Below are 12,560 nucleotides of genomic sequence, written 5' to 3'. Positions count from 1 at the left end.
GCACGCCGATCGCCGCGGTCGGCGTGCGCTCGGCGGGCCCGTCCTTGGCACCCACCGCGACGGCGCCGCCGTGCACGCGCGCCAGCAGGCCCTCGCGCTCGAGCTGGGCGATGTCGCGGCGGACCGTCACCGCCGTCACGCCGAGCTCCTCGGTCAGGTCGGCCACCCGGACGACGCCGTCGCGCTCGAGCGTCGCGAGCAGGTGCGCGCGCCGTTCCGCGGCGAGCGGTGCCCGCTGCATGTCCTCCGTGGTCACGGTGCCCCCTCCAGGCTGGTCCCGGCGGCGTCCGTGCCGCCGGATCGTGCGTTGGTGCCGTCCGCGGCCCGCGCGACGGTGACGGTCAGCTCGGTGCGGTCGCTCACGTCGAGCGTCAGCCGGGTCAGTCGCTCGCCCCACACGTCCGAGAGCATAGGGTCGCTGAGGACCTGCACGTCGACCTCGACCGCGACGTCGTCGTCCCAGGTCAGCGCCACGGGCGGTGCCCCGTCGAGCGGCACGACGCGCGCCCCGCCGCGCTCGACGGCGACCTCCCCCGCGAGGACGAGGCGCACGACGGCGGCGCAGGGCGCCGCCGCGCCGAGGTCCCAGGTGTCGTGCACGACGACGCGCGCGGCGTCGCCGGTGCGCTCGAGCCGCGCGTCGCGCCGCCACGTGCGCACGCCGTCGACGGGGTACACGCCCGCGAGGTCGAGTCGAAGGCGTGCGTCGCCCGGCTCGACGTCGCGCGCCGCGAACACCGCACCGACCTCCTGCGGCGTGCCGGCGATCTCGGGCACGTTGTGCCACGAGCTCTGCATCGTCCAGATGGCGTAGCGGTCCGGGCCGAACGTCTGCGCGGTGTACGTGGGGCGCCCGGCGTCCACGACGACCGGCACGCCGTCGGACGCGACGACGAACGACCCGACGTCGTTGTGGTTGTGGTGCTCGGCGTTGTGGCCGCCCTTGACCGCGAGCGCCAGCCCGCGCGGCGTACCGTCGTCCTCGCGCGCGAGGAGCACCTGCGTCGAGGCGAGCCACCCGTCGCGCGGCAGCGGCGGCGCGGCGGGTGCGGCGCCCACCCAGGCGTCGTCCGTGACGGCGCGCAGCAGCCGGCCGAGGCCCTGGCTCTCGTCGGCGGCGGGTTCGCCCGGTGCGCGGTACGACGCCGCGTGGCGCCGCGCGTCGTCGTCGCCCACCCGGCGCGCGGCACGGTGCAGCGCGTGCCACGGCTGCGCCGCCGGAGGCCGCGCACGGCCGTCGGCGAGGTCGAGGTACCAGTCGCCGCCGAGGTGCATGCGGTGCGGGAAGGCGACCGTGGCGCGCAGCGCCGGGACGGGGTCGGCCGGGTCGAGGGCGTCGAGAGCGCCGCCCGTGGCGTGTGCGAGGAGGTCGAGCGCCTCGATCGCCCGGCACGCGCCGTTCCACCAGTACTCGTAGCCCTCGTCGATCGCGCCGTCGGCGGGCAGGACGGCGACGTACCGGTCGAGGCCCTCCACGACGAGGTCCACGACGTGCGCACGCAGCCCGGCGTCGGCCGGGTCGTCCAGCAGGCGCAGCGCCGCGACGAGCACGTTGCCGTGGATCCACGGGTTCCAGTTGTGCACGTCGCCGTCGAGGCCCAGCCAGTGCCAGTCGCGCCGCTCGACGAACGGCTCGATCACGCGGGCCCGCGCCTCGGTGCGCACGCGCTCGCGCAGGCCGGGGTAGCGCGCGTCGAGCGCGTCGCCGAGCAGGTGGTCCGTCCAGGCGAGCTGGCCGACCACCTCGCCGGCGCCGAGGTCGAGGAAGGGCCGGCCGACGTCGGGCAGCACCCAGCCGCGTGCCGCGCGCGCGTCGTCGTGCGCGGGCCAGCACCACGTGCTCTGCTCGCACAGCGCCCAGACGCCGTCGGCGACCTCGTCGAGCCACGCGTCGTCGAGCGTCGCGGCCGCCGCGACGACCGCGCGGGTCAGCCGGGCCTGACGGGCGAGGACGAGGGACTCGTGGCCCGTCCGGTCCCCGTCGCGGTGCAGGCGTGCGGCGGTGCTGGCGAGCGGCAGCGGCCACGCCGCGCCGCGCTCGCCGTCGGCCCGTGCCAGGGTCGTCGCGAGGGTCGGCCGGTCGGCGGAGCCCGTCGTCGCGGACCAGACCGCGCGGTCGGTGGCCGGGGCGACGGGGAGCGCGCGCTGCGCGTCGAGGAGCACGGACGCGAGGGCGGTGCGGCGGTCGGGCGCGCCGTCGAGCCGCGCGCCGAAGGCTGCGGCGAGCGGGCCGGCGAAGCCGGTGAGGGTCGTGGGCATCTCTCTCCGTCGAGGTCTGACGTCCGGCGTCGTCACCGGCGTGTCGTTGATCTGCGTGTCGACCAGGCAATCGATCAGAAGTGATCATAACAGAAGAGTGACGCACTTGACAGGGTCTGTTTCTGAACGGTTGACTGCGGAACTGTTCGGACCGGCACGACGTCTGGTGACGCCGATCACGGACGCAGCACCAGCAGCAACGCAGCAGCACCCGCGGCGCGCAGAGGCGCCGTGCAGTCGACGGAGGACGCGATGACGCTCGAGGGCACCAGGCCGCAGCCGGCCGCCGCGCCCGCCACGAGCCCCCTGACCGGGTGGGACCGTGCGCGGTGGGTCGCCTTCGGCGACTCGCTGCTCGCCGCGGTGCGACCCTACGCGTCCGCGGGCCACGCCCGGATCACGCTCCCCGGCCCCGAGGGCGGCTACGGCCGCGCCGTCGACGGACTCGAGGGCTTCGCCCGCACGTTCCTCCTCGCCGGCTTCCGCCTGGCGGGCGAGCGCGGCGCGGACCCGCACGGGTACGCGCAGTGGTACGCCGACGGGCTCGCGGCGGGTTCCGACCCGCACGCGCCCGACCGCTGGCTGCGGATGTCCGAGCACGCGCAGGCGAAGGTCGAGGCGGCCTCGCTCGCGCTCGTGCTCGACCTCACGCGCGAGTGGATCTGGGACGGGCTGTCGCCGCTCGTGCAGGAGCAGCTCGTCGACTACCTCGCCGAGGCCGTCGGCGACGACACGTACCCCCGCATCAACTGGGTCTGGTTCCGCCTCGTCGTGCAGACGTTCCTGCGCTCGGTCGGCGGCCCGCACTCCCTCGACGAGATGGCCGAGGACCTCGCGACGCACGACGGCTTCGAGCGCGAGGACGGCTGGCTGGCCGACGGCGACGAGCGGTCGTTCGACCACTACGCCGGCTGGGCCCTGCACCTGTACCCCACGCTGTGGGCGCGCATGCGCGGCGCGGAGGACCTCGCCGCGCCGCGCCGCGAGCGCGACGTCCAGCTCCTCGACCGCTACCTCGACGACGCGCTCGCGCTCGTGGGCGGTGACGGGTCCCCGCTGCTCCAGGGCCGCTCCCTCACCTACCGCTTCGCGGCCGCCGCTCCCTTCTGGGTCGGCGCCATCGCCGAGGTGCCGTCGCACTCCCCCGGTGCGCTGCGCCGCGCCGCGTCGGGGATCGTCGCGCACTTCGCCGACCGCGGCGCGCCCGACGCGCGCGGGCTGCTGACCCAGGGGTGGCACCACGAGTGGCTGCCGATCGCCCAGACGTACACCGGCCCCGGCTCGCCGTACTGGGCGAGCAAGGGCCTCCTCGGTCTCGCGCTGCCGGCCGACCACCCCGCCTGGACCGCGACCGAGGAGCCGCTGCCGGTCGAGCGCGGCGACGTGCTGCGCGCCGTGCGCGCCCCGGGCTGGGTCGTCAGCGGGACACGGGCCGACGGCGTCGTGCGCGTCGTCAACCACGGCACCGACCACGCCCGCGAGGGCGACCGGGTCGCCGACTCCCCGCTGTACGCCCGCCTGGGCTACTCGACCGCCACCGCCCCCTGGTCCGACGTCGCGAGCCGCGTCTCACCCGTCGAGCAGACCGTCGCGCTCGTCGACGCCGACGGCCGTGCCACGCACCGCGCCGGCTGGCACGCGCTCGGTGCCCGGGTCGCGCAGTCCCCCGGCGAGGCCCCCGTCGCGTCGCCGCCTCGACCGCGCGGGTCCGCTGGCTCGAGCCCGAGCTCGGCGGCCGCGACCACGGCTCCGGCCTGCCCGGCACGCTCACCGACGCCTGGCACCCTCACGTCGTCTCGCTCGTGCGCGGGCCGTGGGAGGTCCGCCTCGCGCGCGTCGACGCGCTCGCCGACGGCCTCGGGCCCGACGACGTGCGCCTGCGCGTGGGCGGCTGGCCCGTCGTGGACGGCGACGGTCTCGACGCCGCCGTCGTCCCGCTCGGCGGCGACGCCGTCGGCGCCGTCGGCGCCGTCCGGACCGAGCGCCGTGCGGACGCCTCTGCGCTCGGCGCGCAGTCGCACGTCGACGTCGTCGACCTGCCCGCCGAGCCCGGCGTCTGGCACGCCGCGCTCGTCACCCTGACCCGCACGGCGCACGATGCCGGCACCGACCACCCGGCTGCCCAGCCCGCGCAGCCGGAGATCGATCTCGCGGCGGCAGGACGTACTGCCGCCGTGCAGTGGCCGGACGGGGAGCGCACGCTCACCGACCTGCCCTGACCCCGACCCACGAGCCCGGACCCGCCCCGGGCGAGCGGACAGGCCCGACGTCGGGCCGCCTCACTCGAAGGAGAGCAAGGAATGAAGCGCACGACCCCGATCGCGATCGGCACCGCCGCCGTCGTCGCCCTCACCCTCACGGCCTGCGGCGGCGGGGGCGAGTCCGGTGGCGAGACCGCCACCGCCGACGGCCCCGTCACCCTGACGCTCGCGGGCTGGAGCCTGTCCCAGACCCCCGAGTTCCAGACGCTCGCCGACGCGTTCCACGAGGAGAACCCCGACGTCACGGTCGAGGTCACGGAGTACGCGGCCGGCAACGACTACGACACGCAGATGACCGCGGACCTCGCGGCCGGCACCGCGCCGGACATCTACATCCTGAAGAACCTCAAGAACTTCTACACGTACCAGTCGGGCCAGCAGCTGCTCGACGTGTCCGACGTCGCCTCCGAGCTCGACCCCGACACGGGCGGCCTCGACGCGTACGAGGCCGAGGGCGCGCACTACGCGGTGCCCTACCGCCAGGACTCGTGGGTCCTGTACTACAACAAGGACCTCTTCGACCAGGCCGGCGTCGCCCAGCCCGACGGTTCGTGGACGTGGGACGACTACGCCCAGACCGCCAAGGACCTCACGACGGCGTTCGAGGGCGCGGGCTCCCAGGCCACCGGCACCTACCAGCACTCGTGGCAGTCCACCGTGCAGGGCTTCGCGCTCGCCCAGAGCGAGGACGCGTCGCTCGACAGCGCGGACTACTCCTTCCTCGCTCCGTACTACGAGCGCGTGCTCGACCTCCAGGCCGCCGGCGCGCAGCCGAGCTATGGCACGGTGACGACGAACTCGCTGAGCTACCAGACGCAGTTCGGCACGCAGCAGGCCGCGATGATGCCGATGGGCACGTGGTACGCCGCGACGCTCATCGCGCAGCAGGACAGCGGCGAGGCGGACGAGTTCGCGTGGGGCATGGCGCCGGCGCCCCAGCAGGACGAGTCCACGACCGGCACCGACAACGTCCCGGTGACGTTCGGCGACCCGACCGGCATGGGCATCAACCCGGCCATCGACGAGGAGAAGGTCCAGGCCGCCAAGGACTTCCTCGCGTTCGCCGCGGGCGAGGGCGGCGCGCAGGCGCTCGCCGAGATCGGCATCACGCCCGCGCTGTTCACCGACTCGGTCGTCGAGACGTTCTTCTCGCTCGAGGGCGTGCCCACCGACGACCTGTCGCGCTTCGCGTTCGGCACGCACGAGACGAAGCCGGAGAACCCGGTCGCCGCGAGCACCGCGGCGGTGCAGAACATCCTCAACGACCTGCACACGGCCGTGATGTCCGAGTCGACGCCGATCGACGCCGCGATCACCGAGGCGGAGAGCCGCGCCGCCTCCGAGGCCGGCATCGGCTGACCCACCGGCACACCGCCGGCGGGTCCCCCCGCCGCACCACCCCGGGCGCCGCGACCGCGAGCAGCGGCGCCCCGGGGCGCACGGCACCGCACCGAGCTTCCAGACACAGGAGTCCCCACGATGTCCACGATCGCCGCCGACGAGCAGTCGCGGCCCCGGACGGACGGTCCGGACGCGCCGACGCGTCCTCCGACGGACCGCCGCCGCGCCGGGAGCCGCCTCCGGCTGCGCAACACCCTGGTCGGGTACAGCTTCATCCTGCCGAACTTCCTCGGCTTCGGGCTGCTGACCCTGATCCCGGTCGTCACGCTGTTCTACATCTCGTTCACCAACTGGAACGTCTTCGGCGTCGCGCAGTGGATCGGGCTCGACAACTTCACGCGCCTCGTCGCGGACACCAGCTTCCACAGGGCGCTGCTCAACACCCTGTACTACGCGGTGATCCACATCCCGCTGACGCTCGCCGCCTCCCTCGGCCTCGCGCTCCTGCTCAACCGGAAGCTGCGCGGCGTCGCCTTCTTCCGCACGGTGGCGTTCTTCCCCTACATCACGTCGGTGGTCGCGATCGCGTGGTGTGGAACATGCTGTTCAGCCCCGAGTTCGGCCCGCTCAACCAGATGCTGCGCGCGCTCGGCGTCGACAACCCGCCCGGGTGGACCACCTCGAGCGCCTGGGCGATGCCCGCCGTCATCCTCGTCAGCGTGTGGCGCGAGATGGGCTACTACATGCTCCTGCTCCTCGCCGGCCTGCAGACCGTGCCCGCCCAGCTCTACGAGGCCGCGCGCATGGACGGCGCGAACGCCTGGCAGCGGTTCTGGAACGTCACGCTCCCGGGCCTGCGCCCGACGATGTTCTTCGTCACCGTCATGCTGACGATCCAGAGCTTCAAGATCTTCGACCTCATCCTCGTCATGACCAACGGCGGCCCCGGGCAGTCGACGCTCGTGCTCAGCCAGTACATCTGGCAGAAGGGCTTCGTCGAGAACCAGTTCGGCTACGCGTCGGCGGTCTCGGTCGCGCTGTTCCTGATCTGCATCCTCGTGACGGTCTTCCAGTTCGTCGTGAACAAGAGGAGGGAGAGCTGATGGCCACGCTCGACACCCCCACTCCCGGCCCCGCTCCGGTACCGGCGACCGTCGCCGACGACCCGCGCCCGCGCCGCCCGCGCCGCGCGACCCCCGTGGTCGGCAAGGCGCTCGGCTACACCCTCATGATCGTCGCGGCGGCCGCGATCCTCCTGCCCTTCTTCTGGATGGTCGTCTCCTCGCTGAAGACGAACAACCAGGTCTTCACCGTCCCGATCCAGTGTTCCCGGACCCCGTCGTCTGGCAGAACTACGTGGACATCTGGGAACGCGCGGACATGACGACGTGGCTGAAGAACACGCTCATCCTGTCGGTCACGGTCACGGTGCTCCAGGTCGTCACCGGCAGCTTCGCGGCGTACGGGTTCTCCAAGATGCGCTTCCGCGGCCGCGACGCGCTGTTCCTGCTCTACATCGGCACCATCGCCGTGCCGTGGCAGTCGTACATGATCCCCCAGTTCATCATGCTGTCCGAGGCCGGGCTGTCGAACACCCTGTGGGCGATCATCGCGCTGCAGACGTTCAGCGCCTTCGGCGTCTTCCTCATGAAGCAGTTCTTCGAGACCATCCCCGAGGAGCTGAGCGAGGCCGCGCGTCTCGACGGCCTCAGCGAGTACGGGATCTGGCGGCGCATCATGATGCCGCTGTCCGTGCCCGCCATCGCGAGCCTGACCCTGCTCATGTTCGTCAACACCTGGAACGACTACCTCGGGCCGCTCATCTACCTGCGCAGCCCCGACCTGTGGACGATCCAGCTGGGTCTGAAGTCGTTCATCGGCCAGTACAACGCCGAGCACGCGCTCATCATGACGGGCTCCGTCCTGTCCGTGCTGCCGATCGCGATCATCTTCCTGCTCGGCCAGCGGTACTTCGTCGAGGGCGTCGCGTCGACCGGGCTCAAGGGGTGAGCGCCGTGGCGACCACCGTGCACGCCCCCACCGGCCGGCCCGGCGCGCGCAAGCGGCTCGTGTCGCACGAGACGTACGCGCTCGTGTTCGCCACGGTCTACGCCGGCATGGCCACGAACATGCTGCTCGTGCTCGGCTGCCTGCCCCTGGTGGCGCTCGCCGCGACCACGGACCCGGCGGCGTCCTGGCCCGCGCTCGCGCTCCTCGCGCCGCTGTGCGCGCCCGCCGTCGTCGCCGCCTTCGGTGTCTTCGGCGCGGTCAGCGCGGACTCCTCGGCGCCGGTCGTCCGCACCTGGTGGCGCACGTACCGCGCCCAGTGGCGGCGCGCCGTCGCGCTCGGTGCTCTCGCCACGGGGCTCGTCGTCGTCCTCGCGGTCGACGTCCGCGTCGTGTGGGGCCACCCGGCCGGCGCGGTCGCGATCCCGGTCCTGGTGACCCTCGTCGCGCTGACCGCGCTGACGACGCTGGTCGCCGCCGTCGCCCTGCCCGACCACCCCGCCGCGCGCCTGCGCGACCTGCTCCGCGCCTCGCTGTTCGCCGCGGTGCGCCGCTGGTACCTGACCGTGCCCGCCCTGGTCGTGCTGGCGATGCTCCTCTCGCTGGTCGCCGCTCGCCCCGCCGTCGGCCTCGGGCTGGCCCTGGCCCCCCTGCTGTTCGCCGCGTGGGGCGGGGCGCGCTTCGCGCTGCACTCCGCCCTCGGCACGGTCCCCGCGCCGACCGGCCCGTCCCGCTGACCGACCCCGCAGTCCCCGTCCTCGTCACGGTCCGCCACCGCGGTCCGTCCACCGACCGTCCGGCGCCGCGAGCGCCGGAGCAGAAGGAAGTTCCCCGATGACGCTCGCCACCGGGCTCGCCACCGAGCTCGCACCCGCCGTCGACGCCGCGCTCGCGACCGTCCGACGCAACATCGCCGCGTTCGGCGACCGCTACCCCGACGACACCACGCGCGGCGGCCTCTACCCGCCGCGACCCGCGACGCCGACTTCGCCGAGGGCGCGAACCGGGGCTGGACGACGAGCTTCTGGCCGGGCGTGCAGTGGCTCGCGTTCGAGCTCACCGGTGACGTGGCGTTCCGCGCGGCGGGCGAGCGGCACGTCGCGGACTTCGCGCGGCGCGTCGACCAGGGCGAGGACCTGCAGACGCACGACCTCGGGTTCCTCTACACGCTGTCCTGCGTCGCGCCGTGGCGCCTGCTCGGCGACCAGACGGCGCGGCGCGCCGCCCTGTCGGCCGCCGACCACCTCATGGTCCGGTTCCTCGAGCCGGCGGGCATCCTCCAGGCGTGGGGCGACCTGTCCGACCCGGCGCAGCGGGGCCGGACCATCGTCGACAGCCTCATGAACATGCCGCTGCTCACCTGGGCCGGCGAGCAGACGGGCGAGGAGCGCTTCCCCGACGCCGTCCGCCGCCACACCACGCAGCTCGCCACGCACATCGTGCGCGACGACGACACGACGTTCCACACGTTCTACTGGGACCCGGTCACGGGCGAGCCGCTGCGCGGCGGGACCGAGCAGGGCGCCGGCGACGACTCGTGCTGGGCCCGCGGCCAGGCGTGGGGCATCTACGGGTTCGCGATGAACCACCAGGTCACGGGGAACCCCGCGCTGCTCGACGCGTCGCGGCGGTGCGCCGACTACTTCCTCGCCCACCTGCCGTCCGACGGCGTGCCCTACTGGGACCTCGTCTACACCGACGGCAGCGGCGCCCCGCGCGACAGCTCCTCCGGTGCCATCGCCGCGGCGGGGCTGCACGAGCTCGCCTCCGTCGAGACCGACCCGGAGCGCCGCGAGCGCTACGCCGCCGCGTCCCTGGACATGCTGCGCGCGCTCGTCGCGGGGTACACGCCCGCGGCCGAGGGCGTCGAGTCCGACGCGCTCCTCCTGCACTCCGTCTACGACGCGCCGAAGAGCATCGGCGTCGACGAGGGCAGCCTGTGGGGCGACTACTTCTACCTCGAGGCGCTCGTGCGCCACACGCTCCCGGGGTGGGTGAAGTACTGGTGAGGCTCGTGACCCACGTCCCTCGGCCGCGGAGGGGCCGCGACCGAGCGCCCGGGCGCGCTCGTGTCCGACGGCGGCGTCGACCGCCTGCTCGACCTCGCCCCGGTCGCTCGGCGCCGGGGTCACGGTCACCCACGTGCTCGCCGACCCGGAGCTGACCGCCTGGGTGCGCGACGCCGTCGGGAGGGTCGCCGCGGACGCCGACGCGCTCGCCACGCTCCCCCGGGCCGCCGACGTGCACCTGGCTCCCCCGGTGCGGCCCCGCACGGTCCTGTGCCTCGGGTACAACTACCGCGGCCACGTCCCGGACGGGCAGGACCCGACCGCGGACGACCCGGAGTTCCCCGACGTGTTCGTCAAGACGCCGAACACGCTGAGCGGCCCGTCCGACGCGGTCGTCGTGCCCGCGGTGGCGGACGACGTCGACTACGAGGGCGAGGTCGCCGTCGTCATCGGCCGCCGTGCCCACGCGGTCGCCGTCGAGGACGCGATGGACCACGTCGCCGGGTTCACGCTGTTCGACGACGTCTCCGACCGCGCGTGGCAGCGCCGGCAGAGCCAGTGGGCCATGGGCAAGTGCTTCGACGGCTTCGGCCAGCTCGGCCCGGCCGTCGTGACCGCGGACGAGGTGGCGGACTTCCACGACCTGACCGTCGAGGTCGTGCGCGACGGCGCCGTCACCGTCTCGCAGAGCACGTCGACGATGGTGTTCCGCCTGCCGTGGCTCGTGTCCTACCTCAGCCACGTCGTCACCCTCGAGCCGGGCGACGTGATCTCGACCGGCACCCCGCAGAAGCTCCCCGAGGCGCTCGACGCGCACCGGCCGCTCGCCGCGGGCGACGCCGTGACGATCCGCGTGGCCGGGCTCGGGGAGCTCACGACACGGTTCGTCGCGCCGGGCGCCGCCTCGCCGGACGGCGACGACGCGCCGCACGCCCACGCCACCACCACCACCGAAGGAGTGCACGCATGATCCTCGACCAGTTCCGTCTCGACGGGAAGGTCGCGCTCGTCACGGGCACGAGCCGCGGGCTCGGGCAGGGGGCGGCCGTCGCGCTCGCCGAGGCGGGCGCCGACGTCGCGCTGCTCGACCGCAGCGTGCCCACCGAGACGATCGCGAAGGTCGAGGCGCTGGGGCGTCGCGTGCACAGCGTCCAGCGCGACCTGACCACGGCGACGCCCGCGGAGCTGCACGGTGCCGTCGCCGAGGTCGAGGAGGCGCTCGGCGCCGTCGACGTGCTGGTGAACAACGCCGGCACGATCCGTCGCGCCCCGGCTGCCGAGCACCCCGTCGAGGACTGGGACGCCGTGCTCGCCGTCAATCTCGACGCCGTCTTCCACCTCTCGCAGGCCGTGGGCCGCGGCATGCTCGAGCGCGGCGCCGGGAAGATCGTCAACGTCGCGTCGATGCTGTCGTTCCAGGGCGGGATCCTCGTGCCCGGGTACGCGGCCTCCAAGCACGCCGTCGCCGGGCTGACCAAGGCCCTCGCGAACGAGTGGGCCGCGCGCGGCGTCAACGTCAACGCGATCGCCCCCGGCTACATGGCGACAGACAACACCGCGCCCATCCGCGCCGACGAGGCCCGCGAGCGCTCGATCGCCGAGCGCATCCCCGCCGCGCGGTGGGGCACGCCGGACGACCTCGCCGGGGCGCTCGTCTTCCTCGCGTCCGACGCCGCCGCGTACGTCCACGGGGTGGTCCTGCCCGTGGACGGCGGCTGGCTCGTGCGCTGAGCCCGCGCCGACCGCACCCGCGGCGGCGGCCCCGACCGCACGCCTGACCGAGCACCACCCGCACCACCCAGGAGAGCAGACCCGTGGAACAGCGCTACGCCACCAGCCCCGAGCAGATCCCCGGAGCGACGACGCAGGAGCTGCGCGACCGCTTCCTCGTCCAGGACCTCTTCGTCCCGGGCGAGGTGAACGTCACCTACACCCACCACGACCGCATCGTCCTCGGCGGCGCCGTCCCCGGCGACGCCCCGCTGCCGCTGCCGACCTACGACGAGATCCGCAGCGAGTACTTCCTCGAGCACCGCGAGGTCGGCATCGTCAACGTCGGCGGCACGGGCACCGTGACCACCGACGGCGAGGTGCACGAGCTGCCCAAGGGCGCGTGCCTGTACGTGGGCCGCGGCGTGCGCGAGGTCGTGTTCGCCAACGCCGGCTCCGGCGAGGAGGGCGCCGCCGCGTTCTACCTCTTCTCCGCGCCCGCGCACACCGCCTACCCGACGGTGCTCACGCTGCCCGGCCAGGGCACGGTCCGCGAGCTCGGCGACCAGGTGACGTCGAACCGCCGATCGCTCAACCAGTACATCCACGAGAACGGCGTGAAGTCCTGCCAGATCGTCATGGGCGTCACCTCGCTGCACGAGGGCAGCATGTGGAACACCATGCCGGCGCACACGCACGACCGCCGCACCGAGTGCTACCTGTACTTCGACGTGCCCGCCGAGGCGCGCGTGGTGCACCTGTGCGGCCGCCCGGACGAGACCCGCCACCTCGTCGTCGCCGACCGGGAGGCGATCATCTCCCCGAGCTGGTCGGTCCACTCCGGCGTCGGCACGGCCGCGTACTCGTTCGTGTGGGCGATGGCCGGCGAGAACCAGTCGTTCGACGACATGGACGGCTTCCCCGTCACGTCGATGCGCTGACCCGCCCTGCCCGGTGCCGAACCCGGGGTCGT

The 12,560-nt window shown here is 73.9% G+C and carries 11 protein-coding genes and 1 pseudogene; 10 read left to right on the top strand and 2 right to left on the bottom strand.

The genetic code is table 11. The annotated features are described in order from the left end of the window. Nucleotides 1–115: 115 nt before the first annotated feature. Nucleotides 116–241 (bottom strand): annotated as a pseudogene (locus BJF88_RS21390) (DeoR family transcriptional regulator); the annotation flags it as partial. A gap of 11 nt (nt 242–252) precedes the next feature. Further along, nucleotides 253–2,259, bottom strand: a complete 2,007-nt coding sequence (locus tag BJF88_RS06015; RefSeq protein WP_075828137.1) for a heparinase II/III family protein — start codon at nt 2,257–2,259, stop codon at nt 253–255. Nucleotides 2,260–2,490: 231 nt separating this feature from the next. Here BJF88_RS06015 and BJF88_RS06010 point away from each other — a divergent pair, with 231 nt between their 5' ends. The 10 genes from BJF88_RS06010 (at nt 2,491) to kduI (ending at nt 12,528) form a co-directional block, all read left to right on the top strand. After that, nucleotides 2,491–4,341 (top strand): DUF2264 domain-containing protein, encoded by a 1,851-nt coding sequence (locus BJF88_RS06010; protein ID WP_255371804.1) that lies wholly within the window; start codon nt 2,491–2,493, stop codon nt 4,339–4,341. A 218-nt stretch (nt 4,342–4,559) separates the two neighbouring features. After that, nucleotides 4,560–5,879: an ABC transporter substrate-binding protein gene (locus tag BJF88_RS06005; RefSeq protein ID WP_075828136.1), complete on the top strand. Its 1,320-nt coding sequence runs from the start codon at nt 4,560–4,562 to the stop codon at nt 5,877–5,879. A gap of 581 nt (nt 5,880–6,460) precedes the next feature. Continuing rightward, a complete protein-coding gene (locus tag BJF88_RS21385; protein WP_255371803.1) occupies nt 6,461–6,964 on the top strand; it encodes a carbohydrate ABC transporter permease in 504 nt (167 codons plus the stop codon). Further along, entirely contained in the window at nt 6,964–7,245 is a 282-nt protein-coding gene (locus BJF88_RS23135; protein WP_369824496.1) for a hypothetical protein, read from the top strand. Before BJF88_RS21385 ends, BJF88_RS23135 begins: the two co-directional genes overlap by 1 nt. Continuing rightward, complete coding sequence (locus BJF88_RS05995; protein ID WP_369824495.1) at nt 7,185–7,871, top strand: carbohydrate ABC transporter permease; 687 nt, start codon at nt 7,185–7,187, stop codon at nt 7,869–7,871. Before BJF88_RS23135 ends, BJF88_RS05995 begins: the two co-directional genes overlap by 61 nt. A gap of 5 nt (nt 7,872–7,876) precedes the next feature. After that, complete coding sequence (locus tag BJF88_RS05990; protein WP_139315929.1) at nt 7,877–8,605, top strand: DUF624 domain-containing protein; 729 nt, start codon at nt 7,877–7,879, stop codon at nt 8,603–8,605. 297 nt (nt 8,606–8,902) lie between these two features. After that, a complete protein-coding gene (locus BJF88_RS05985; protein WP_255371802.1) occupies nt 8,903–9,877 on the top strand; it encodes a glycoside hydrolase family 88 protein in 975 nt (324 codons plus the stop codon). 133 nt (nt 9,878–10,010) lie between these two features. Further along, nucleotides 10,011–10,847, top strand: coding sequence for a fumarylacetoacetate hydrolase family protein (locus BJF88_RS05980; protein ID WP_075828135.1), 837 nt, complete (start codon nt 10,011–10,013; stop codon nt 10,845–10,847). Continuing rightward, nucleotides 10,844–11,608, top strand: coding sequence for a 2-dehydro-3-deoxy-D-gluconate 5-dehydrogenase KduD (kduD, locus tag BJF88_RS05975; RefSeq protein WP_222843933.1), 765 nt, complete (start codon nt 10,844–10,846; stop codon nt 11,606–11,608). Before BJF88_RS05980 ends, kduD begins: the two co-directional genes overlap by 4 nt. An 83-nt stretch (nt 11,609–11,691) precedes the next feature. Beyond that, complete coding sequence (gene kduI, locus BJF88_RS05970) at nt 11,692–12,528, top strand: 5-dehydro-4-deoxy-D-glucuronate isomerase (RefSeq protein WP_075828134.1); 837 nt, start codon at nt 11,692–11,694, stop codon at nt 12,526–12,528. Nucleotides 12,529–12,560 lie beyond the last annotated feature (32 nt).

The organism is Cellulosimicrobium sp. CUA-896, from assembly GCF_001942335.1.
In the GTDB taxonomy this organism is placed as follows: Bacteria; Actinomycetota; Actinomycetes; order Actinomycetales; family Cellulomonadaceae; genus Cellulosimicrobium.
Note: the sequence above shows the minus strand (reverse complement) of the source record. Positions and strands in the feature narration are given on the sequence as shown.